The 22,092-nt window shown below is 66.5% G+C and carries 18 protein-coding genes; 13 read left to right on the plus strand and 5 right to left on the minus strand.

Features of this window, described 5'->3' with window-relative positions:
* The first annotated feature begins 18 nt into the window (after positions 1 to 18).
* Genes AC1DHL_RS14530 through AC1DHL_RS14560 form a run of 7 tightly spaced genes read left to right on the plus strand, consistent with a single transcriptional unit; the run spans position 19 to position 5,737 of the window.
* Complete coding sequence (locus AC1DHL_RS14530) at positions 19 to 462, plus strand: RbsD/FucU family protein (protein WP_478162388.1); 444 nt, start codon at positions 19 to 21, stop codon at positions 460 to 462.
* Positions 459 to 1,457 (plus strand): aldo/keto reductase, encoded by a 999-nt coding sequence (locus tag AC1DHL_RS14535; protein ID WP_478162389.1) that lies wholly within the window; start codon positions 459 to 461, stop codon positions 1,455 to 1,457. Before AC1DHL_RS14530 ends, AC1DHL_RS14535 begins: the two co-directional genes overlap by 4 nt.
* 5 nt (positions 1,458 to 1,462) lie before the next feature.
* Entirely contained in the window at positions 1,463 to 2,299 is an 837-nt protein-coding gene (locus AC1DHL_RS14540) for an amidohydrolase family protein (RefSeq protein ID WP_478162390.1), read from the plus strand.
* Positions 2,300 to 2,342: 43 nt separating this feature from the next.
* A complete protein-coding gene (locus AC1DHL_RS14545) occupies positions 2,343 to 3,449 on the plus strand; it encodes an S-(hydroxymethyl)glutathione dehydrogenase/class III alcohol dehydrogenase (RefSeq protein ID WP_478162391.1) in 1,107 nt (368 codons plus the stop codon).
* A 20-nt stretch (positions 3,450 to 3,469) separates the two neighbouring features.
* Positions 3,470 to 4,381 carry an alpha/beta fold hydrolase gene (locus tag AC1DHL_RS14550; protein ID WP_478099213.1) on the plus strand — a complete coding sequence of 304 codons (912 nt, stop codon included), beginning with the start codon at positions 3,470 to 3,472 and terminating at the stop codon, positions 4,379 to 4,381.
* The gene (gene fghA / locus AC1DHL_RS14555; RefSeq protein WP_478162392.1) at positions 4,378 to 5,244 is read left to right on the plus strand and encodes an S-formylglutathione hydrolase; all 867 of its coding nucleotides are present in this window, start codon (positions 4,378 to 4,380) and stop codon (positions 5,242 to 5,244) included. The genes AC1DHL_RS14550 and fghA overlap by 4 nt, the downstream gene beginning before the upstream one ends.
* 7 nt (positions 5,245 to 5,251) lie before the next feature.
* On the plus strand, positions 5,252 to 5,737 hold the full coding sequence (locus tag AC1DHL_RS14560) for a MarR family winged helix-turn-helix transcriptional regulator (protein ID WP_478099216.1): 486 nt from the start codon (positions 5,252 to 5,254) through the stop codon (positions 5,735 to 5,737).
* Between the two features lie 3 nt (positions 5,738 to 5,740).
* Here the strand turns inward: AC1DHL_RS14560 and AC1DHL_RS14565 are convergent, their stop codons facing one another.
* The 3 genes from AC1DHL_RS14565 to AC1DHL_RS14575 are packed head-to-tail and all read right to left on the minus strand — an operon-like array spanning position 5,741 to position 7,968.
* Positions 5,741 to 6,958, minus strand: a complete 1,218-nt coding sequence (locus tag AC1DHL_RS14565) for a Rieske 2Fe-2S domain-containing protein (protein WP_478162393.1) — start codon at positions 6,956 to 6,958, stop codon at positions 5,741 to 5,743.
* Positions 6,959 to 6,971: 13 nt separating this feature from the next.
* Complete coding sequence (locus tag AC1DHL_RS14570) at positions 6,972 to 7,487, minus strand: Bug family tripartite tricarboxylate transporter substrate binding protein (RefSeq protein ID WP_478162533.1); 516 nt, start codon at positions 7,485 to 7,487, stop codon at positions 6,972 to 6,974.
* Positions 7,438 to 7,968 (minus strand): Bug family tripartite tricarboxylate transporter substrate binding protein, encoded by a 531-nt coding sequence (locus AC1DHL_RS14575; protein ID WP_478162394.1) that lies wholly within the window; start codon positions 7,966 to 7,968, stop codon positions 7,438 to 7,440. Before AC1DHL_RS14575 ends, AC1DHL_RS14570 begins: the two co-directional genes overlap by 50 nt.
* A gap of 101 nt (positions 7,969 to 8,069) precedes the next feature.
* On the opposite strand from AC1DHL_RS14575, the gene AC1DHL_RS14580 reads away from it, so the two are divergent.
* Positions 8,070 to 8,687, plus strand: a complete 618-nt coding sequence (locus AC1DHL_RS14580; protein WP_478099220.1) for a 3'-5' exonuclease — start codon at positions 8,070 to 8,072, stop codon at positions 8,685 to 8,687.
* Here the strand turns inward: AC1DHL_RS14580 and AC1DHL_RS14585 are convergent.
* A complete protein-coding gene (locus AC1DHL_RS14585) occupies positions 8,684 to 9,205 on the minus strand; it encodes a gluconokinase (RefSeq protein WP_478099221.1) in 522 nt (173 codons plus the stop codon). The two genes, AC1DHL_RS14580 and AC1DHL_RS14585, sit on opposite strands and share 4 nt — an antisense overlap.
* 63 nt (positions 9,206 to 9,268) lie before the next feature.
* Here AC1DHL_RS14585 and AC1DHL_RS14590 point away from each other — a divergent pair, with 63 nt between their 5' ends.
* The 3 genes from AC1DHL_RS14590 to AC1DHL_RS14600 are packed head-to-tail and all read left to right on the plus strand — an operon-like array spanning position 9,269 to position 15,169.
* Positions 9,269 to 12,475 (plus strand): efflux RND transporter permease subunit, encoded by a 3,207-nt coding sequence (locus tag AC1DHL_RS14590; protein ID WP_478162395.1) that lies wholly within the window; start codon positions 9,269 to 9,271, stop codon positions 12,473 to 12,475.
* A gap of 4 nt (positions 12,476 to 12,479) precedes the next feature.
* Positions 12,480 to 13,688: an efflux RND transporter periplasmic adaptor subunit gene (locus tag AC1DHL_RS14595; protein ID WP_478162396.1), complete on the plus strand. Its 1,209-nt coding sequence runs from the start codon at positions 12,480 to 12,482 to the stop codon at positions 13,686 to 13,688.
* Complete coding sequence (locus AC1DHL_RS14600; protein ID WP_478162534.1) at positions 13,688 to 15,169, plus strand: efflux transporter outer membrane subunit; 1,482 nt, start codon at positions 13,688 to 13,690, stop codon at positions 15,167 to 15,169. The genes AC1DHL_RS14595 and AC1DHL_RS14600 overlap by 1 nt, the downstream gene beginning before the upstream one ends.
* Here AC1DHL_RS14600 and AC1DHL_RS14605 read toward each other — a convergent pair.
* The gene (locus AC1DHL_RS14605) at positions 15,120 to 16,214 is read right to left on the minus strand and encodes a PA0069 family radical SAM protein (RefSeq protein WP_478162397.1); all 1,095 of its coding nucleotides are present in this window, start codon (positions 16,212 to 16,214) and stop codon (positions 15,120 to 15,122) included. The two genes, AC1DHL_RS14600 and AC1DHL_RS14605, sit on opposite strands and share 50 nt — an antisense overlap.
* A gap of 132 nt (positions 16,215 to 16,346) precedes the next feature.
* Between AC1DHL_RS14605 and AC1DHL_RS14610 the strand changes: the two genes are divergently transcribed.
* Entirely contained in the window at positions 16,347 to 16,703 is a 357-nt protein-coding gene (locus AC1DHL_RS14610) for a DOPA 4,5-dioxygenase family protein (protein WP_478099228.1), read from the plus strand.
* Between the two features lie 161 nt (positions 16,704 to 16,864).
* On the plus strand, positions 16,865 to 22,078 hold the full coding sequence (locus tag AC1DHL_RS14615) for an autotransporter-associated beta strand repeat-containing protein (RefSeq protein ID WP_478162398.1): 5,214 nt from the start codon (positions 16,865 to 16,867) through the stop codon (positions 22,076 to 22,078).
* Positions 22,079 to 22,092 lie beyond the last annotated feature (14 nt).

Consider the following 22,092-nt stretch of genomic DNA (forward strand, 5'->3'; position numbering starts at 1 on the left):
TCCGCGGTAAAACACGCCATGCTGAAAACACTGGATCCGCTGCTCGGCCCCGATTTGCTGCATGCGCTGGCCGCGATGGGCCACGGCGACGAGATCGCCATTGTCGACGCCAACTTTCCCGCGGCGGCTTGCGCGCGAAGGTTGGTGCGCATGGACGGCTGCGCCGCGGTGCCGGTGGTGGAGGCGGTGCTGAGCGTGTTGCCGGTGGACGACTTCGTCGACGCGCCGATCGCCACCATGGCGGTGGTCGGATCGCCGGAGGAAGTGCCGGAGATCGTGTGGGAGTTTCAGGCGTCGGTGGAGCGGGCCGAAGGCCGCACCCTGCGCGCCGAAGCGTTGCCGCGCGAAACTTTCTACGGCCGCGCTCGCGAAGCCTTCGTGATCGTGCAGACGGGTGAAACACGCTTGTACGGCAACGTGCTGTTACGCAAGGGCATCGTGCGCCCGGAGCTGTCTACATGACAAGCAATCCCGTTCTGGACCGGTTGCAGGGCCCGCTGCGGCTCGGCCTCGGCGGCGCACCGCTGGGCAATCTGTATGCGCCGCTCGCCGACGACGAGGCCCAACGCACGATCGAGCAGGCCTGGCAACTCGGCGTACGCTACTTCGATACCGCGCCGCTCTACGGTCACGGATTGAGCGAAGTGCGACTCGGCTGTTTCCTGCAGCACCAGCCGCGCGAGAGCTTCGTGCTGTCGACCAAGGTGGGACGGCTGCTCCAGGCCGATCCCGACTCGCCCGCGGAGCGCGACGGCTATGTGCGCGGCCTGCCCTTCGCGCCGCGCTTCGACTACGGATTCGACGGCGCCATGCGGTCGATCGAAGACAGCCTGCAACGGCTGCATCTCGACCGGATCGACATCGCTTTCATCCACGATATCGACCGGCACACGCATGGCGACGCACAGCCCGCGCGATTCCGGGAAGCCATGGACGGCGCGTACCGCGCGTTGCACCGACTGCGCAGCGAAGGCGTGCTCGGCGCGATCGGCATCGGCGTCAACGAATGGGAAGCCTGCCGCGACGCGCTGGCCGAAGGCGATTTCGACTGCCTGATGCTCGCAGGCCGCTACACGCTGCTCGACACCTCCTCCGCCCGCGAACTGATCCCGCTGTGCACCGCGAAGGGCGTCAAGCTGATCCTCGCGGGCGTCTTCAATTCGGGCATTCTCGCCAGTGGTGCGACACCGCAAGCCCACTACGACTACCGGCCCGCGGCGTCCGAGATTCGCGAACGGGTCGTGCGCATGTCGCAGATCTGCGACGGCTTCGGCGTGCCCCTGGCTGCTGCAGCCTTGCAGTTCGCGCTTGCCTGCCCCTGCGCGGCAGCGGTCGTCGTGGGCGCGCGCAGCCCGGGCGAGATCACGCAAAGTGTTCAATACCGCGACACCCCGATCCCCACCGCGCTGTGGGAAGCCCTTGTGCGCGAGGGCATGCTGGACGCGGCACGGCCTTGAGCGCCATGCGCATCGACGCACACCAACATTACTGGTCACCGGCCTACAGCGACTATGGGTGGCTGGAAGACACGCCTGCGCTGCACGCCATCCATCGCGACTTCGCACCGGCCGACCTGTTGCCGCTCCTCGATCGCGCGGGCATCGACGGCACGGTGCTGGTGCAGGCAGCGCCGACCGAGGCCGAAACGTGGCGCCTCCTCACGCTGGCAGCAGACCCGGCCAGCCGTGTGCGCGCGGTCGTGGGCTGGACCGATCTTGCGGCACCCGACGCGCCCCTGCGCATCCGCCGGCTTGCGCAAGCCCCCTTGCTCAAGGGACTGCGCCCGATGCTCCAGGACCTGCCGGACACGCAATGGATTCTCGACACGCGACTCGAACCCGCGATCGGGACGATGACCGAGCTTGGCTTGCGTCTCGATCTGCTGATCAAGGCGCAGCAGATTGAAACCGCGCTGACGTTCGCGCAACGGCATCCCGAGTTGCCCATGGTGATCGACCACGCCGCCAAGCCCGATATCGCGCACGGACAGTTCGAGCCGTGGGCCAGCAGGATGGCGGAATTCGCGCGTTCCACCGACGTGCACTGCAAGCTCTCGGGCCTCGCCACCGAGGCTGCGCCTGGCTGGGACGCGGCCGCCTTGCGACCGTACGTCGATCACCTGCTTCAGCATTTCGGCCCCTCACGTCTGATGTGGGGCAGCGACTGGCCCGTGTTGAATCTCGCCGGCAGCTACGAACAATGGGTGAACGCCAGCCAAGCGTTGGTGAACGCGCTTTCGCCTTCCGAGCAGGATGCGATCATGGGCGCGAATGCGGCCCGGTTCTATGGCATAAAGTGACGCATCGGGGCGTTCCCCGCATCCTTCACTTTCCTCTCTTGCCATGAAAACCAAAGCCGCCGTCGCGTGGAGATCCGCTGCGCCCCTGACCATCGAAACCGTCGACCTCGAAGGCCCCCGCTTCGGCGAAGTCCTGGTGGAAATCAAGGCCACCGGCATCTGCCACACCGACTACTACACGCTCTCTGGCGCCGATCCCGAAGGGATCTTCCCGGCGATCCTCGGCCATGAAGGCGCAGGCATCGTGGTCGACGTCGGCCCCGGCGTCACCACCCTCAAGAAAGGCGACCACGTCATCCCGCTCTACACGCCCGAGTGCCGCCAGTGCAAGTTCTGCCTCTCGCGCAAGACCAACCTGTGCCAGCTCATTCGCGGCACGCAAGGCAAGGGCCTGATGCCCGACGGCAGCAGCCGCTTCAGCCTCGACGGCAAGCCGATCTTTCATTACATGGGCACCAGCACCTTCAGCAACTACACGGTGGCGCCGGAGATTTCGCTGGCAAAGATCCGCGAGGACGCGCCCTTCGACAAGGTCTGCTACATCGGCTGCGGCGTGACCACCGGCATTGGCGCCGTGATCTTCACGGCCAAGGTGGAAGCCGGCGCGAACGTGGTCGTCTTCGGTCTCGGCGGCATCGGCCTGAACGTGATCCAGGGCGCCAGGATGGTCGGCGCCGACAAGATCATCGGCGTGGACCTGAACCCGGCGCGCGAAGCGATGGCGCGCAAGTTCGGCATGACGCACTTCATCAACCCGAAGGACACGCCGAACGTGGTCGATGCCATCGTGCAGCTCACCGACGGCGGCGCCGACTACAGCTTCGAGTGCATCGGCAACACGCAGGTCATGCGCCAGGCGCTCGAGTGCACCCATAAAGGCTGGGGCCGCAGCATCATCATCGGCGTGGCCGAGGCGGGTGCGGAGATCAGCACGCGGCCGTTCCAGCTGGTCACCGGCCGCAAGTGGGAAGGCTCGGCCTTCGGTGGCGCGCGCGGACGCACCGACGTCCCGAAGATCGTCGACTGGTACATGGAAAACAAGATCAACATCGACGACCTCATCACCCACACGATGCCGCTGGAGGACATCAACAAGGGCTTCGACCTGATGAAGAGCGGCGAGTCGATCCGTGGCGTTGTTCTCTACTGATCGCCAATAGGAGAAGGGCCATGACGCGCATGGAGGCACTGCGCACGATCCGAGCCGGGGTGCTGGAGATCGGCTACTTCGAAGCAGGGCCCGCCGAGGGCCCACCGGTGCTGCTCATGCATGGCTTTCCGTACGACATCCACAGCTACGTGGATGTCGCGCCCATGCTGGCCGACGCGGGTTGCAGGGTGATCGTTCCGTACCTGCGCGGTTATGGCGCGACGCGATTCCTGAGCGATGCGACGCCGCGCTCGGGCGAGCAGGCGGCGCTGGGGGCCGACTTGATGGCACTGCTCGATGCGCTGCAGATCCCGCGCGCGGTGCTGGCCGGCTACGACTGGGGCGGCCGCGCCGCTTGCGTGGTGGCCGCGCTGTGGCCGGATCGCTGCGCGGGACTGGTCTCCTTCAACAGCTACAACATCCAGAACATTGCCAAGGCGATGGAGCCGGATGCCGCGGAGAACGAATACCGGCTCTGGTATCAGTATTACTTCCACAGCGAGCGCGGACGCGCCGGGCTCACGGCCGACCGCCGCGCCGTCACCCGACTTCTATGGCAGCTCTGGTCGCCGACCTGGAAGTTCGACGATGCGACTTTCGAGCGCAGCGCCGCGGCCTTCGATCATCCCGACTTTGTCGACGTCGTGATTCATTCGTATCGCCACCGTTTCGGGCTCGTTGCGGGCGATCCGGCGTATGCCGACATCGAGGCGCAACTTGCGGCTCAGCCGCCGATCGGCGTGCCGACCATCACCTTCGATGGCGCCGACGATGGCGTTCGCCCGGCGGCCGATGCGTCGGCGCACGCCCGCAACTTCACCGGGCCTCGCTCGCACCGGATCGTGCCTGGCCTCGGTCACAACATGCCGCAGGAGGCGCCGCGCATCTTTGCCGACGCAGTGCTCGAACTCGTACCCCATCTCGAAAAATGACAGACAGCCTGAAGACTCTCTCGGAACATCGCTGCTTCGGCGGCGTGCAACGCTTTCATGAACACGGCTCGCGCGAGATCGGCCTGCCGATGCGCTTTTCGGTGTTTCTTCCACCGCAGGCGGAACGGGGACCGGTGCCGGCGGTGATGTATCTCGCGGGGCTGACCTGCAACGAGGAGACCTTCATGGTCAAGGCCGGCGCGCAGCGCATGGCGGCCGAACTGGGCCTCGCATTGATCGCGCCGGATACCAGCCCGCGGGGGCCGGAGGCCGAAGGCATCGAAGGCGCGACTGCAAGCTGGGACTTCGGCATCGGCGCGGGCTTCTATCTCGACGCGACGGCCGAACCTTGGGCCGAGCACTGGCGCACGGAAAGCTGGCTCATCAACGAACTGCTGCCGCTCGTCACGCATGCCTTGCCGATCGATGCGAAACGCGTCGGCATCTTCGGCCACTCGATGGGCGGACATGGTGCGCTCACGCTGGCGCTGCGGCATCCGGGCCGATTCAAATCGCTGTCGGCATTCGCGCCGATCTGCGCGCCGACCCAATGCCCGTGGGGTGAGAAAGCGTTCAGCGGCTATTTGGGCAACGACCGCGAATCCTGGCTCGCACACGACGCCTCTGCGTTGATGCAGTCGCAGACGGCGCCGCCCTTCCCGGCCGGTATCCTGATCGACCAGGGCCTGGCCGACAAATTCCTCGCCGAGCAATTGCATCCGCATCGCTTCGAAGCCGCTTGCCGAGCAGCCGGCCAGCCGCTGACGCTGCGGCGCCATGAAGGCTACGACCACGGCTATTACTTCATCCAGAGCTTCATTGCCGACCATCTGATGCATCACAACAAGATGTTGCGGGCCTGAGCGAACCATGCCCGCAGCTCCGGCCTTTCTTCCCTTGCTGAGCTACGAGGTCAACAGCACCTCGGATGCACTGCGCCGCAGCGCGGCCCTGCGTTTTCGGCGCGAACATGACGTCAGCCTCATGGAATGGCGCACGCTCGCGCTGATCGAGCACCTGCAGCCGGTCACGTTGCGCGCGCTGACCGACTATTCGAGCACCGACAAGGCGCAGATCAGCCGCATCGTGAGCGCGCTGGTCGAGCGCGGCATGGTCGCCCGTCGCGCGCACAGCACCGATGCACGGTCGGCCGAACTCGCGTTGACCGACACGGGCCGAACGAAGGTGAAAGCCCTCGCGCGCTCGGCGCGGCAGCGCGACCGCATCTTTCGGGGCGAATTGAGCGAAGACGAAGCGACCGCGTTGGCCGCGATGCTCCGCAAGCTCAGGGCCAAGGCGCTCGCGCTGATCGAGGAAGAGGAAAAGGCAGAGAAAGCGGCAAGGCCGCCGCCCTGACCCTCAGGCCCCGGTGGTTGCCGGCAGCGGGTCGCGGAAGTTGCCGGCTTCGAAACTCACCAGGTCGTCGGCCGGATCGAAGCTCACTCCTGCGGGGTGACCACCCTCGGCCACCGCCTTGACCTGCTCCAGCACCATGCGGCGCAGCAGCGCGATGCCCCGGTCGCTGGTCGCGAGGTTCTCGTGTGAGTGCCAGGTGATGTCGCCCTGGCTCTTCTGCGCCTCGTAGTCGCCGGGGAAACGGCGATGCTCGTCCGGCGTGAGTTCGCTCCACAGCTTGCCGCCTTGGCGCGAGCGAAAGCCCTTCAGTTCGCCTGCCGCGCGCACGCGCGCCACCGTGTAGATGCGGAAGTGCGTGTCGTCGATCGGAAGCACGAAGCCGATCGACTCGACCCGTGCGTACTGTCCCACGCGCGGATTCGGCACCACGCGCCAGGTCGGCACGCAGGCTTCGGTCACGCGACGGAACACCGAACCGTCGTCGAGCGTGCGCAGCGAAGTCACCTTCACGCCGCGCGGCGTGGTCTCGAAAGTGATCGTCGGCGCGCGCAGCATCATGTCGGTGAACTGCGTGCCGGAGAAGGTGCCGTGCAGCACCATCACGTGCCAAGGATCGACGACGTTCTCGTAGTGCTGGAACCAGTTGCAGTCGACGATCACCGGGCCGCCGCCGCCGATGCTCTGGTCGTCGGCTTCGAGGAATTCACCTTCTTCAAGGCTTTCGAAGGGCTCGAAACGCGGCAGCACCGGCTGCTTGTCAGGCGGCCCCATGTAGGCCCAGATCAATCCATAGCGCTCCGCCACGGGATACGCAGGCTGCAGCATGCGGCCGACGCGGCTGCCACCGTCCGGTTCGCAGGGCTGTTCCAGGCATTGGCCGCCAGGGCCGAACTTCCAGCCGTGGTAGCAGCAGCGGATGCCGTCCTCCTCGACCTTGCCGTACAACAGCGATGAACCACGGTGTGCACAGCGCGGATGCAGCAGGCCGGCCTCGCCGTTGCCGGCGCGGAACAGGATCAGGTCTTCGCCCAATACGCGGACTTGGCGCGGCGTGTCACCGGCATCGCTCGACAGGCTGACGGGGTGCCAGTAGCGGCGCAACAGTTCGCCCATCGCCGTGCCGCGTCCGGTGCGGACGAGTTCGTCGCGCACCACCGGCTCGGGCAACGTGTAGGCGCTGCGGATCGGAATGATGTTCTTGTGGTCTTGGCGTGCGTTCATGCGTGGGATTCCTTCATTCCGGCTCGACGCCGGCGGCTTTCATCAGTGCGAGCCATTGCGGTGCGTCGCGCTTGTAGACCTCGGCCAGTTCTTCCGGCGTGCTCGCGATCGGGTCCTGGCCCTGGTCGACGAGGCGCTGGGTGACTTCGGGCGTTCGGATAGCAGCGACGAAGGCTTTGTTCAAGCGATCGATCACCGGCTTCGGTGTGCCTGCCGGGACGTAGACGGCAACGTAGCCCGCGAGCTCGAAACCTGCGAAGCCCTGTTCCGTGAAGGTCGGCAGGTCCGGCAGACCGCCCGAGCGGCGCGGGCCCGTCATGCCCAGCGCCTTGATGGCATTCGCCCGCACCAGCGGCCTCGCGCTGACGGGGCTGGAGAAGGTGGTGTCCAGCACGCCGCCGCGCACGTCGGTGAGTGCCGAGACGTCCCCCTTGTACGGAATGTGCTGCATGTTCAGGCCATAACGCGTGCGCAGCAGTTCACCGAAAAGATGGGCCGAAGATCCCTTGCCCCAGGTGCCGTAGGAGATCGGACGATTCTGCGCCTTGGCCCACTGCGCGAATTTCCTTCAGGTTGTTGTAGGGTGCATCGGCCGGCCCGGCGAACATCACGCTGCCCAGCGACACCAGCGTGACCGGAGCGAAGCTCGTGACGGGGTCATAGGGCAGCTTCTTGTAGGCGCCTGCGTTGTTGATCGTCGTGCTGCTCGTGGTGATGAGCAAGGTGTAGCCGTCCGGTGCGGCCTTGGCCGCCGCATCCGCGCCAACGATGGTCCCGGCGCCGGGCTTCGCGTCGACGATGACCGGCTGGCCGATGTCCACGGCCACCTTCTCGGTCATGGCACGGACGGCCACGTCGATCGCGCCGCCGGGCGCGAAGGGCACGATCACGCGGATCGGCTTGCTGGGGAATGGGTCCTGCGCCCATGCCGCCGGCCATGCGCCGGCAGCCACGGTTGTTGCGATCAGGCGAAGCGCATCCCTGCGTCCGCCGAGCGAAGTCTTCTGCATCGGGGTCTGTCTCCGTGGGGTTCTCTTATTTTGTTGATGCTATCAACGATATTTGGCGACGTCAACGAAGAGACAATCGGCGTCCACTGACGGCTTCTTGAATGAACGACAACCTCCACCCGCTGCCCGACCGCGAGCAGATCGCGCTCCTCGAACCCTTCGAAGGCCTCGGTCTGCAGGACATCCGCGTGGTCACCACGCAGCAGGATGCAGAAGCCGCGGCCATCGCGCTGTTGGCCAGCGGCGTCGTGGGTTTCGATACCGAATCGAAGCCGACCTTCGCCAAGTTCCAAGTCTCGGACGGGCCGCACGTCGTCCAGTTCGCGACGCTGTCCGAAGCGTGGCTGTTTCAGCTGCACCGCACCGAGTTGCACGGCGTGCTGGGCGAACTGCTGACCTCGACGGATCTCCTGAAAGCGGGCTTCGGCCTGTCGAGCGACCTGACCCTGATCCGCCAGCGTCTCGACATCGAACCCCGCGCCGTCTTCGACATCGACTCGGAATTCCGCCGCCGCGGCTACCGCAAGTCGATCGGGGTAAAGACGGCCGTGGCGCTGGTCTTCGACCGGCGTTTCGTCAAGTCGCGCAAGGCGACCACGTCGAACTGGGCCAACCGGCAGCTCACGGACGCGCAGTTGCGCTACGCGGCCAACGACGCCTACGCGGCGATCCGCGTGTTCGATGCGCTCGGCTTGCGCCGGGACGCCACGGGCGCCTAAAGCCAGGCGCGTGTCTGTTCGACCAGTTGGTCGAGCGGCAGCGTCGCATCGACCTCCAGCACGCCCGGCTCACCCACGGGCGACTCCAGCGTCGCGAACTGATTGGCGACCAGGCTCGGCGGAAACATGTGCGAGCCGGCTCGCGCGGCCACCCGGCGTTCGGCCTCCTCGCGTGACAGGGCCATGAAGACGAAGCGCAATCCCGGCACCGCGGCCCGCAACCGGTCGCGATAGTCGCGCTTGAGCGCCGAACAGGCGAGCACCGCGCCTTCCTTGTGACGCGCCAACTCCTCGCCCAGTCTCGTGAGCCAGCCGGCCCGGTCGGCGTCCGTGAGCGGGATGCCGGCGCGCATCTTGCGAACGCTTTCCCGCGCATGAAAATCGTCCCCTTCGATCAGTGGCAGCGCAAGATCCCCGGCAAGCGCCGAGCCCAGGCTCGACTTGCCGCAGCCCGATACCCCCATGACCACCAGCCAGTGAAAGGGGTTATCGCGGCCGGGAACGTAAAGCTGTTGCATCGTCTCAATTGTCCAGCCATCTCTCCTTATGATGGCGGCCTCTTCGTCCAGAAGTAACAAGTCGTGTCCATGGTTCAACTGGCTCTGCGTCGTCCGTACACCTTCATCGTGATGGCGATGCTGATCGTGTTGGCCACTCCCTTCGTGCTGCTGCGGATGGCGACCGACATCTTTCCGGAAATCAACATTCCGGTCATCAGCATCATCTGGAACTACGGCGGCCTGCCGGCCCAGGAGATGGGCCAGCGCATTTCCGGCCAGACCGAGCGCGGCCTGACAACGACAGTGAGCGACATCGAGCACATCGAATCGCAGTCGCTGGCCGGCGTGTCCGTCATCAAGGTCTTTTTCCAGCCGACGGCGAGCATCGAGACGGCCATCGCGCAGGTGGTCGCCTCGATGCAGACGCAGGTGCGCCAGTTGCCTCCGGGCATCACGCCGCCGCTGGTGATCAAGTATTCGGCGTCGAGCATTCCGGTCGTCCAGTTGGCGTTGTCGAGCCCCACCAGGCCGGAGAACGCGCTGTTCGACGCTGCGATCAACCAGCTTCGGCCGCAACTCATCACCGTCCCGGGCGCGGCCGTGCCTTTTCCCTATGGCGGCAAGAACCGCGTCATTTCGGTCGACCTCGACACGCAGGCCTTGCAGGCGCGCGGCCTGTCGCCGGCCGACGTGGTCAATGCGGTCAACGCGCAAAACCTCATCCTGCCGTCGGGCACCGTCAAGTTCGGCGCCACCGAATACAGCGTGCGCATGAACGGTTCGCCCGAGGCGATCGCTGGCCTCAACGACCTGCCGGTGCGCACGCAAGGCGGGGCGACCACCTACCTGCGCGACGTCGCCTATGTGCGCGACGGCTTCTCGCCGCAGACCAATGTGGTGCGCCAGGACGGCGTGCGCGGCGTGCTGCTGTCGGTGCTGAAGAACGGCGGCGCCTCGACGCTGGACATCGTCGCCAACATTCGCGATCTGCTGCCGGTCGCCGCGCAAGGGATGCCGCAGGACATCAAGGTCACGCCGCTGTTCGACCAGTCGATCTTCGTGAAGGCAGCGGTGAAAGGCGTGGTGTTCGAGGCGCTCATCGCGGCGGCGTTGACGGCTGCGATGGTGCTGCTCTTCCTCGGCAACTGGCGCAGCACGCTGATCATCGGGTTGACCATTCCGCTGTCGATCCTGGCGTCGATCCTCATGCTCTACGCACTGGGACAGACGCTCAATCTCATGACGCTGGGCGGGCTGGCGCTGTCCGTCGGCATCCTGGTCGACCAGGCGATCGTGACGATCGAGAACATCGAGCGCCACCTGCACATGGGCACCGAACTGAACGAGGCCATCCTGGTCGGCGCGGGCGAAATCGGCCCGGCGGCATTCGTCTCGACGCTCTGTATCTGCATCGTGTTCGTGCCGATGTTCTTCCTTTCGGGCGTGGCGCGATTCCTGTTCGTGCCGCTGGCCGAAGCGGTGGTGTTCGCGATGCTGGCGTCCTACCTGCTGTCGCGGACGCTGGTGCCGACGCTGGTCATGATGCTGATGGGCGGCGTCCACGCCAAAGCCGCCGCAGATACCAACCCGAGCCTGCTGCAACGCGTCTACCACAGCTTCGACGCCCGATTCGAGCGTGTGCGACGCGCCTACACGCTGGTGCTGTCGGCACTTTTGTCTCGACGGGGGCGGTTCATTGCCGTCTTCCTCGGGTTCTGTCTGCTGTCGTGCCTTTTGTATCCGGTGCTGGGCCGCGATTTCTTCCCGAGCGTGGACGCAGGCCAGATCCGCCTGCACATGCGCGCGCCCACCGGCACCCGCATCGAGGAAACGGCGCGATTGGCCGACCAGGTGGAGGCCGTCGTTCGCCAACTGGTGCCCGATGACCAGCTCGAAACCATCCTGGACAATCTCGGCGTACCCAACAGCGGCATCAACCTGTCGTACAGCAACGCAGGGACGATCGGCACGCTCGACGGCGAGATCCTGCTGTCGCTGCGCGACGGGCACCGGCCGACGGAAGAATTCGTCTCGCTCTTGCGGGCTGAGCTGCCCAAGCGCTTCCCGGGCACGGAGTTCTTCTTCCAGCCTGCAGACATCGTCACGCAGATCCTCAACTTCGGCCTGCCCGCCGCCATCGATGTGCAGTTCAGCGGCAATGACCTGGACGGCAATGCGGCACGCGCGGCGGAGTTGGTCAAGGCGATCCGGCAGATTCCCGGTGCGGTCGATGCCCACGTCCATCAGCGGCAGGACGGTCCCGGCCTCAACCTGCAGATGGATCGGACGCGCCTGCAGCAGTTCGGCCTGACGGCGTCGAACGTCGGCCAGAACGTGCTGATCGCGCTGTCGGGCAGTTCGCAGACGGCGCCGGCCTTCTGGCTCAACCCTCAGAACGGCGTGGTCTACAGCGTTGCGGTGCAATCGCCGCAATACACGGTGGACTCCCTCGACTCCCTGCTCAACATTCCGGTCGCCTCCGGCTCGGGAGGCGCGGGGAGCGGCACGCCGCAATTGCTCGGCAACCTCGTCGATGCGCAGGCGGGCAGGCAGCCGGCGGTGGCGTCGCGCTACAACATCGCGCCAGTGATCGATGTCTACGTCAGCGTCCAGGGCACCGACCTCGCGAGCGTGGCCTCGAAGGTCAAGGTGCTGGTCGACGAGATGCGGCCCAAGCTCACGCGCGGCAGCCAGGTCACGATGCGCGGGCAGGTGCAGACGATGCAGTCGTCCTTCGTCGGACTCGGGATCGGGCTGGCCATGGCGATCGTCCTCGTCTATCTGCTGATCGTGGTCACCTTCCAGTCATGGATCGACGCCGCCATCATCATCACCGCGCTGCCGGCTGCGCTGGCGGGCATTGCGTGGATGTTGTTCATCACGGGCACCACGCTCAGCGTGCCGGCCTTGACGGGCGCGATCATGACCATGGGCGTGGCCACTGCCAACAGCATCCTGCTGATCGCGTTCGCGCGTGAGCGGCTGGCCGCAGGCGTACCACCGCTCTCCGCCGCGCTCGAAGCGGGTGCGACGCGCATCCGGCCGGTGCTGATGACCGCGCTGGCCATGATCATCGGCATGATCCCGATGGCGCTCGGCCTCGGCGAAGGCGCCGAACAGAACGCGCCGCTGGGCCGCGCCGTGATCGGCGGCCTGCTCTTCGCAACGGTGTCGACGCTTTTCTTCGTGCCGGCCGTGTTCGCCGAAATCCACAGCCGACGCGCGCACCGCCAGGCGGCGCGCCAAGCCACACCGCCCTCGCTCGGGGCCGAGCCCCAGGAGACTTGATCAAATGACGGAGCAACGCCACGCGGCACTGGGCATCCACCCGATCGCCGCCGATGAAAACGGCGATCACCACGAATTGCCCAGGCGGCGGCAAATCGTCCGCCGCACCCAGATCGCGGTGCTGATCGTGCTGGCGGTTCTCGCCGTCGGCGCCGCGCGCACCGTGTTCGTTCGCATGACCAATGCGCGTGCGTTGGAAGTCGGCACTGCCGAACGTGCGGCGCAGTACGTCAAGACTGCCCTTCCCCAGACACCCGCCGCCGGGCAGACATTGGCGCTGCCGGGCACGCTGCAAGGCTATGTGCAGTCGCCGATCTCGGCGCGCGCCAGTGGCTATCTGCGGCGCTGGACCAAGGACATCGGCAGCCGTGTCGAGAAGGGTGAACTGCTCGCGGAGATCGAGACGCCCGAAATCGACCAGCAGCTCTCGCAGGCGATCGCCGCGCGCCAGCAGACCGCCTCCAGTCTCGAACTGGCGAAGAGCACCGTCGCGCGCTGGGAGAACCTGCGCAAGAAGGACGTGGTTTCGCAGCAGGACCTGGACGAACGACGCAGCGCCGTTGCGCAAGCCACCGCCAACCTCGCCGCGGCCGACGCCAATGTCCAGCGCCTGAAGCAGACCGAAGGCTTCAAGCGCGTGCTGGCGCCCTTCTCGGGCGTGGTCACGCGGCGCAACGTCGATGTGGGCGACCTGATCGACGCCGGCAGCGGGCGACCCTTGTTCCTGCTCGCGCAGACCGATCCGCTGCGGGTGTACATCAACGTGCCGCAGGCCTATGCGCAACTCATCAAGGCGGGCCAGCCGGTGGTCGTGACACAGGCCGAACTGCGCGACCAGCGCTTTCAGGGCGAGGTGGCGCGCACCTCGGGCGCCATCGACGCCGGCACGCGCATGATGCAGGTCGAAGTTTCGCTGCCCAACAAGGACGGCGCCCTGCTGCCGGGCGCCTATGTGCAAGTGTCGTTGCCGCTTGCAGCAAGCAAATCGCTGACCATTCCGGGCAACGCGCTGCTCTTCAGGGCTGAAGGCACGCGCGTCGCCGTGGTCGATGCACAAGGCAAGGTTCACCTGCGTCCCGTCTCGATCGGCCGCAACTACGGCGAAACCGTGGAAGTGCTCGACGGAATCTCAGGCACCGACCGGCTCGTGCTGAACCCCTCCGATTCGCTGGCCGAGGGCGATGTCGTCGTGGTCGCGAAGGAATCGGCGTGATGTGGGTGCCCTCGCTGATGGCCCTGGCGGTCGCCGCGCTCGCGGGTTGCGCCGTCGGACCGGACTACAAGAAGCCGTCCGTCGACGTGCCGGTGAGCTGGCAGCTCAAAGAACCGTGGCGGCAAGGCACCCCGAGCGATGCATCCGACAAGGGCCCGTGGTGGGAGCGCTTCGGCGATGCGCAACTCAACGCGCTCCAACAGAAGGCACTGGCCGACAGTCCGACACTGGATGTGGCCAGCGCGAAACTGGCGCAGGCGCGCGCCACGCTGGCGGGGAACGAGGCCGGCCGTTATCCGCAACTGGGTGTCGGCACGCGAGCCCAACGATTCAAGATTTCCGCCAACCGCCCGCTGACCAACTACGCCGTGCCGAATTTCTCGACGGTGCAGAACGACTTCGGCGTGATTTTCGCGGCCAGCTACGAGGCCGACCTGGCAGGCCGCGTGCAGCGCTCGATCGAGGGGGCCACGGCGTCGGCCGCGCAATCGGCCGCCGATCTGGAGAACACCCGGCTGCTGCTCACGACGGATCTTGCATCGGCCTACTACAACCTGCGATCGACCGACATCGACCTCGACGTGCTGGCGCGCTCGATCGCGTTGCAGCGGCGTGCGCTCGAATTCGTCACCGACCGGCACGACCTCGGCGCCGTGTCCGGCCTGGACGTCGCGCAGCAGCACGCGCTGCTCGACAACACGCTTGCGCAGGTCGACGTCGTGAAAAAGCAGCGCTCGCAGTTCGAACACGCCATCGCCACGCTGACCGGAACGCCGGCGCCTTCGTTCTCAATTGCGCCGGACGTGAAGCCGCTCGTGCCACCTGCGATCCCGATCGGCGTCCCTTCGGATGCGCTCGAGCGCCGACCCGACGTTGCAGCGGCTGAACGCGCCATGGCCGCCGCCAACGCGCAGATCGGCGTTGCCACGGCGGCGTTCTATCCGAGTGTCATGCTGTTGCCCACGGGCGGCGTGGACAGCAACACGCTCTCCAGCCTGTTCAATGCGCAAAGCCTGCTGTGGTCGCTCGGCGTGTCGGCCACGCAGACGATCTTCGACGGCGGGCGCATCCGGTCGAACGTTGATTTCGCACGCGCCGGCTATGACGTCACGGTGGCCAACTACCGCCGTGTCGTCCTCAACGCGATGCAGGAAGCCGAAGACGGCATCACCGGCCTTGCTTCGCTCGACCGTGCATCGACGCAGTCCTTCACCGCCGTTGAAAGCGCGCGCCGGGTGCTGGACATGGCCGCCACCCGCTACCAGGGGGGCGCCACGACCTTCCTCGACGTGATCACCGCGCAGCAGGCCGTGCTCTCGACGGAACGCCAGGCGGCGCAGATCGCCGGCCAGCGGATGCAAACCTCCGTGTTTCTCGTGAAGGCGCTCGGCGGCGACTGGTGCGGCGTCGAGCCGCGTGGCGCGGACGGACCTAAAACAGACTGCCCTGCCCCACTGCGCCAGGTGGTCGGAACGCGCTGAGGTCAAGCACGATGCGCTCGCGGTTGAACCCGATGCGGTTCGTCGCCTTCTCGAAGCGCTGACGGATCAGATCGGCCCACAATCCGCTGCCCTTCATGCGGGTCGCGAAATCCGCGTCGTAGTCCTTGCCGCCGCGCATCTCGCGAATGCGCGCCATGATGCGGCCGGCACGCTGCGGATAGTGCAGTTCCAGCCATTGCTTGAACAACGGCGCGACTTCCCACGGCAGCCGGATCACCGTGTAGAAAGCGCAACGCGCACCGGCATCCCAGGCCGCTTCGAGCACCTGTTCCATGTCTTCGGTGACGAAGGGAATCTGCGGACCAACGCTCACGCCCACCGGAACACCCGCTTCGGCGAGCGTGCGCAAGGTACGCAGCCGGCGATGCGGCGCGGCGGCGCGCGGTTCGAGCTTGCGCGCCAGTTCGCCGTCGAGCGTGGTGATGGTGACGTACACCGCCGCCAAATGCTCGGCAGCCATCGGCGCGATCAGGTCGAGATCGTGCTCGACGGCACTGGACTTGGTGACCAGGCCGAACGGATGGTGCGTCTCCTTCAGCAATTCGATCACCGAGCGCGTGAGCCGGAACTGGCGCTCGATGGGCTGGTAGCAATCGGTCGCGGTGCCGATCGCGATATGACTCGGCTTGTAGCCCTTGCGACCCAATTCGGCGCGAAGCACCTCGACGATGTTGCGCTTGGCGATCAGCCTCGTCTCGAAATCGAGGCCCGGCGAGAGATTGAGATAACTGTGCGTCGGCCGAGCGAAACAATAGATGCAGCCGTGTTCGCAACCCCTGTATGGGTTGAGCGAACGGTCGAAAGGAACATCGGGCGAATCGTTGTGACTGAGCACCGACTTGACGTCCTCGAACCGGACCTCGGTCGCGAGCGGCGGCAATGTGTCGGCCTCGGCCACGCCCTCTTCGAGCGTGCCCCAGCCGTCGTCGAAGGCGTTGCGGGCATCGCGCTCGAAGCGATGCGCAAGACGCGTGGCCGAGCCTCGGCCCTTGATGGCATGAAGGGGGATGATGATGTCGGCCATGGCGGCGCCTGAAATACTGTATGAACAACCAGTATTCCACCATTTCGCCGGCCTTGCAGCAACCGCATGTTTTGGCCGCAAGCGGGGTACACGGCGTAAGCTCTCGGGACCCTCCAGCCCGCGTGAACACCGATGCCTCGCCGCCCCGAAAACCTCTACCCGCAATACCACGCTCACATCTATTTCGGCCCGGAGACGGTCGCGCAAGCGAAGCAACTGGCCGTGGATGCCGGGCACAGCCTGTTGGTCGTGGTCGGCCGGGTGCACGAGCGACTCGTGGGCCCGCATCCGCACTGGAGCTGCCAGATTGCCTTCGACGCCGCGGAGTTCGATGAAGTCATCGAATGGCTCGAGGCGCACCGCAACGGTCTCGACGTGTTCGTGCATGGCGTCACCGGCGACGACTACATGGATCACACCGCGCACGCAATGTGGCTCGGCAACGAGTCGACGCTCGACCTGAGCATGTTCCGCAAACGGGCAGCCTGACCGATCCGATCGGTTCATCGATGCTTTTGCGACCCTCGTCCGTCGTGCGCATCTTTCCCGGTTTACAAAAATCACTAGTACTTAATATTTAACAAAAGATACACTCAGACGCTTCTGTTTACGGAATGTCTCAGGCTTTCCAGAACCAAGAGTCGTCTCGAATGAACCGTATCTATCGTCTTGTCTTCAATCGCTCGACGGGAAGCCGTCAAGCCGTCTCCGAACTCGCCAGGACATCCGGCCCCGGTACCTCTGCTACAGGGAGCGCCGCCGGCGCGGCCTTTGGCGCCGCCGGATCCGCCGTCCTCCTGGCAATCGCCGCCCTCACCCCCTCGGCCCACGCGGATACAAATCTGCTTGTCGGGACGGGAGGCACAGCCGGCGTTTCGAGCACCAACGCGGGCGACGGCGGCGCGGGTGGCATCGGAGGCGGCGGTGGTGGCGGCTCAGGGGGCGGCAGCGCCGGCGGTGCGGGCGGCGGCGCAGGTTCGGGCGGCGGGGGCAGTGGTTTTGTCGTCGGCGGAGACTCAGGCGCACTCGGCAACGGCGGTGCCAATGGCTCCGGCGTGACCGGCGGCAACGCACTGACCGGTGACTCGCTCCAGCCGAACCCATTGACACTGACCGGCACGACTGACGTCACCGGCTCCGTCGGCATCGGCGGTGGTGGTGGCGGCGGGGGTGGAGGCGGAGGCACGACACCGGGAACCAACGGCACGAACGGCACGGGCGGCGCCCTCAATGTGAGCACCGGCGCCACCCTGAATGTCGGGGGCGCGATTGCGGTCGGCGGGTCCGGCGGCGGCGGAGGCGGCAGCACGGCCAATGGGGGAACCGGCGGTACGGGCGGTGCGGGCGGCAACGGCACGCTGTCGATCAGCGGTACGGTCAATGCCTCCGGCGACGTGACCGTTGGCGGCGTCCAGGGCGGCAACGGAACAGGCGGCATCGGCGGTGTCGGCGGTGCGGGCGGCACAGGCAGCCTGACCATCAACGCAGGCGGCACGCTGCAGATCGGTACCGGCGGCGCCACAGGTTCGCTGACCGGCAACGTGACGGACGACGGCCAGTTGGTCTTCAACCGGACCACCGCATCCGCCTACGCGGGGGTCGTCTCCGGCAGCGGCAGTCTCGTCCAGCAGGGCACGGGCATCCTCACGCTGAGTGGCAACAACACCTATAGCGGCGGAACCGTGCTGAATGCCGGAACGCTGCAGGTGTCCGCCGACAGCAACCTGGGCTCGACCGGCGCCAACGCCGGCCTGACCTTCAATGGCGGCACCTTGCGTCTGGCGCCGCCCAATGCGAGCACCCCCTTCAGTTCGGCGCGAGGCATTGCCGTGGGCGGCAACGGCGGCACCATCGACGTGAACGACAGCCAAGGCAACAGCTTGAGCGGGACCTTCAGCGGCGCCGGGACGTTGACGCTGATGAACAGCGGCTTTGCCCTTGGCTCTTCGACACGCCTGACGTTGAGCAGCAGCAACAACACCGCATTCACAGGCTCCACCCAACTTGGACTGCCCAACCAGATTGGCCGCATCAACGTCGAGGTGACAGGCTCGGGCACCCTGGGCACGAGCAACAACCTGGTCGACATCTACAACAACAGCGAACTCGATTTCAACGGAGCCGGCGCCAGCGCGGGCAACCTGAGAATCACGACCCACGTCAGCGCCAATGTGGTGGGTATCAACTCCGGAGTCACCTTCGCGCACGGCGCGAGCGCGGGAACGGCCACGATCACCAACGCAGCGAGTGGCGCGGTGATCGTCTTCCAGGACGACGCCAAGGCAGCTGCCTCGACCCTGGTCAACGGGACCGACTCGCGCATCTATTTCCTGGGCACCAGCACAGGCGACAGCGCGACAATCACCAACAACGGCGGGCACGTTTACCTGCAGGGCTCCGCCGATCTCAGCGGAGCAAACATCGCCAACGGCGTTGGCGGCACTCTCGACATCAGCGAAGCGGGGACCGGCATGTCCGTCGGCGAGCTTTCGGGCAACGGAAACGTCGTGCTCGGCGGCAAGGTCTTGACGGTCGGTGCGCTGGGCACCAGCAGCACGATCGGCGGAGTGATCTCCGATACCGGCGTCGCCTTCGCCGACGGCGCGGGCAATCCATACAACAGCGCCATCACGGCCACCGGCGGCTCGCTCGTCAAGACCGGCGCCGGGACCCTGACGCTGACGGGCGCCAACACTTACAGCGGCGGAACGACCGTCAATGGCGGCGTGCTTCAGGTCAGTGCCGACAACAACCTCGGCGCTGCGACCGGCGGCCTCGCGCTCGACAACGCCACGTTGCGCTACGGTGCCGGGTTCACCAGTGCACGCACAGTGACGATCGGCGCGGGCGGCGGCACCTTCGACACCAACGGCAACGACGCTGCACTCAGTGGTGTCATCAGCGGCGGCGCCCTCACGAAGGCAGGTGCCGGCACCCTGACCCTGGCGGGCGCCAACACTTACAGCGGCGGCACGACCGTGAACGGCGGAGTGCTTCAGGTCAACGCCGACAACAACCTCGGCGCTGCGACAGGCGGCCTCCAACTCGACAATGCGACGTTGCGCTACGGTGCCGGCTTCGCCAGCGCGCGCGCAGTGACGATGGGCGCGGGCGGCGGCACCTTCGACACCAGCGGTAACGACGCCCAACTCGGCGGCGTGATCAGCGGTGGCGCCCTCACGAAGACGGGAGCCGGCACCCTGACCCTGACGGGCGCCAATACCTACAGCGGCGGCACGACCGTGAACGGCGGCGTGCTTCAGGTCAACGCCGACAACAACCTCGGCGCGGCAGGCGGCGGCCTCGCGTTCGACGACGGCGCACTGCGCTACGGCACCGGCTTCGCCACCGCGCGCGCGATGACGATCGGCGCAGGCGGCGGCACCTTCGACACCAACGGCAACGACGCCCAACTCAGCGGCATCATCAGCGGCGGCGCCCTCACGAAGACGGGTGCCGGCACTTTGACCCTGGCGGGCGCCAACACTTACAGCGGCGGTACGACCGTGAACGGCGGAGTGCTTCAGGTCAACGCCGACAACAACCTCGGCGCGGCAGGCGGCGGCCTCGCGTTCGACGGCGGCGCACTGCGCTACGGCAGCGGCTTCGCCACCGCGCGCGCGATGACGATGGGTGCGGGCGGCGGCACCTTCGACACCAACGGCAACGACGCTGCACTCAGCGGCGTCATCAGCGGCGGCGCCCTCACGAAGACGGGAGCCGGCACCCTGACCCTGGCAGGCACCAATACCTACAGCGGCGGCACGACGGTCAACGGCGGCGTACTTCAGGTCAGTGCCGACAACAACCTCGGCGCGGCGGCCGGCGGCCTCACGTTCGACAACGGCACACTGCGCTACAGCACCGGCTTCGCCAGCGCGCGCGCAGTGACGATCGGTGCGGGCGGCGGTACCTTCGACACCAACGGTAACGATGCTGCACTCAGCGGCGTCATCAGCGGCGGCGCCCTCACGAAGACGGGTGCCGGCACCCTGACTTTGGCGGGCGCCAATACTTACAGCGGGGGCACGGCGCTCCAATCCGGTCGGATCGACGTCGGCAACAGCACCGCCCTCGGCGCCGGTGCACTCGCGATGGATGAAGGCACCACACTGGGCTTCACCGCAGACGCTCTCACCGTCGCCAACGCGGTGGTGCTCACCGGTATCACCGACCCCATCATCGACACAGGCAGCTTCACTGAAACGCTGACCGGCGCGATTTCCGGTGCCGGTGCGCTCACGAAGAACGGCAACGGCACGCTGGTGCTCTCTGGCGCCAACAGCTACAGCGGCGCCACCACGGTAGCTGCAGGGACGCTGCGCGCCGGCACGGCCAATGCTTTCAGCGCGACCTCGGCGCACGCGGTTGCCGCCGGGGCGACGCTGGACACCGCAGGCTTCAACCAGACCGTTGCCTCACTGAACAACAGCGGCACCGTCTCGCTGCTGGGCAGCGCACCCGGCTCGACCCTGACCGTCAACGGCGCCTATGTCGGCAATGCCGGTGTCTTGCGCCTGGGGACCGCGTTGGCTGACAGCGGCAGCGTGAGCGACCGGCTGATACTCAACGGCCCCGGCGCCAGCGCGAGCGGCAAGACCACCCTGCAGATCACCAACCTCGGCGGCCTCGGCGCACTGACTACCGGCAGCGGCATCAATGTCGTCACCGCCCAGAACGGCGCGACCACGACGGCCCAGACGACCAAGGACGCGTTCACACTGGCCAACGGCCACATCGACGCGGGCGCCTTCGAGTACCGCCTCTACGCCGCCGATGCCAGTGGTGCCAGCGAGAACTGGTACCTGCGCTCCGACGGTGGACCGGTGGCGCCGACGACAGTCTCGAATGCCGCCGTTCCGACGGTTGCGTCGACGGCAGCATCGCCACTGCCGACCTACCGCGCCGAAGTACCCCTCTATGCCGCGCTGCCCAACGTGCTGCGCCAAAGCGATCTCGCGATGCTGTCGAATCTGCATCGCCGGATGGGCGACGAAACGACCACCGCGGATCCCTCCGCCAGCACCGCCAATCGCCGCGGCTGGGGCCGTGTCATCGACGGGACCACCACCATCGAACAGAACGGCATCAGCGCACCCGAGAGCGACGCCAGCATGCAAGGCGTCCAAGCCGGCGTCGACCTGTTCGCCAACACCACCTGGAATGCCGGGCTGTATGCGGGCTACCTGCGCGCCGACACCCATGTGGACGGCTTCTACGGTCTGAATTTCCTCGCCCGCGGCTACGCCGGCAATCTGCGCGCAGACACCACCTACCTGGGCGGGTACGCCACCTACGCCAATCCGCAGGGACAGTACGCCGACTTCGTACTGCAGTACGGCCATCAGGACATCACGGGCACGCCCCCGCTCGGCTTCGCGAACGACAGCAGCGGCAACAGCGTGACGGCGTCGGCCGAAGCGGGTCAGCGCTTTGCACTAGGCAGCGGCTGGGGGATCGAGCCGCAAGTCCAGCTGATCGTCAACCACCAGAGCCTGGGGAATGCACAGATCAGCGGCGCGGTCGTGAGCCAGGACACGGCGACTGCAGTGATCGGACGCATCGGTTTGCGCGTCGCCGGTGACTACGCCACCGGCATGGGAAGGCTGCAGCCCTATGGGCGCCTCAACGTCTGGCATGGATTCAGCGGCACGGACACGACGAGCTTCATCGGCCCGGCCGCCACGACCCCGATCTCGAGCGGATTCGGCTACACGTCCACCGAAGCGGCCATCGGCTTCACCTTGGGCCTGACCCCGGCAACCAGCGTCTATGGCGAACTCGGCAAGCTCTTCCATTCCGGCGGAGACACGCAGGTGAGTTCCTCGGTCCAAGGGTCGATCGGCCTCAAGGTGAAGTTCTAGGTTCCGAAGCCGGC

The sequence above is a fragment of the Variovorax sp. 10L426 genome, assembly GCF_056395305.1.

Excerpts from the sequence above, each read along its gene's own strand:
- AC1DHL_RS14615 (WP_478162398.1), top strand. The coding sequence starts at position 16,865 with ATGAACCGTATCTATCGTCTTGTCTTCAATCGCTCGACGGGAAGCCGT.
- AC1DHL_RS14560 (WP_478099216.1), top strand. The coding sequence starts at position 5,252 with ATGCCCGCAGCTCCGGCCTTTCTTCCCTTGCTGAGCTACGAGGTCAAC.
- AC1DHL_RS14545 (WP_478162391.1), top strand. The coding sequence starts at position 2,343 with ATGAAAACCAAAGCCGCCGTCGCGTGGAGATCCGCTGCGCCCCTGACC.
- AC1DHL_RS14595 (WP_478162396.1), top strand. The coding sequence starts at position 12,480 with ATGACGGAGCAACGCCACGCGGCACTGGGCATCCACCCGATCGCCGCC.
- AC1DHL_RS14600 (WP_478162534.1), top strand. The coding sequence starts at position 13,688 with ATGTGGGTGCCCTCGCTGATGGCCCTGGCGGTCGCCGCGCTCGCGGGT.
- AC1DHL_RS14585 (WP_478099221.1), bottom strand. The coding sequence starts at position 9,205 with ATGCAACAGCTTTACGTTCCCGGCCGCGATAACCCCTTTCACTGGCTG.
- AC1DHL_RS14580 (WP_478099220.1), top strand. The coding sequence starts at position 8,070 with ATGAACGACAACCTCCACCCGCTGCCCGACCGCGAGCAGATCGCGCTC.
- AC1DHL_RS14535 (WP_478162389.1), top strand. The coding sequence starts at position 459 with ATGACAAGCAATCCCGTTCTGGACCGGTTGCAGGGCCCGCTGCGGCTC.
- AC1DHL_RS14540 (WP_478162390.1), top strand. The coding sequence starts at position 1,463 with ATGCGCATCGACGCACACCAACATTACTGGTCACCGGCCTACAGCGAC.
- AC1DHL_RS14530 (WP_478162388.1), top strand. The coding sequence starts at position 19 with ATGCTGAAAACACTGGATCCGCTGCTCGGCCCCGATTTGCTGCATGCG.
- AC1DHL_RS14575 (WP_478162394.1), bottom strand. The coding sequence starts at position 7,968 with ATGCAGAAGACTTCGCTCGGCGGACGCAGGGATGCGCTTCGCCTGATC.
- AC1DHL_RS14610 (WP_478099228.1), top strand. The coding sequence starts at position 16,347 with ATGCCTCGCCGCCCCGAAAACCTCTACCCGCAATACCACGCTCACATC.
- AC1DHL_RS14605 (WP_478162397.1), bottom strand. The coding sequence starts at position 16,214 with ATGGCCGACATCATCATCCCCCTTCATGCCATCAAGGGCCGAGGCTCG.
- AC1DHL_RS14565 (WP_478162393.1), bottom strand. The coding sequence starts at position 6,958 with ATGAACGCACGCCAAGACCACAAGAACATCATTCCGATCCGCAGCGCC.
- fghA (WP_478162392.1), top strand. The coding sequence starts at position 4,378 with ATGACAGACAGCCTGAAGACTCTCTCGGAACATCGCTGCTTCGGCGGC.
- AC1DHL_RS14550 (WP_478099213.1), top strand. The coding sequence starts at position 3,470 with ATGACGCGCATGGAGGCACTGCGCACGATCCGAGCCGGGGTGCTGGAG.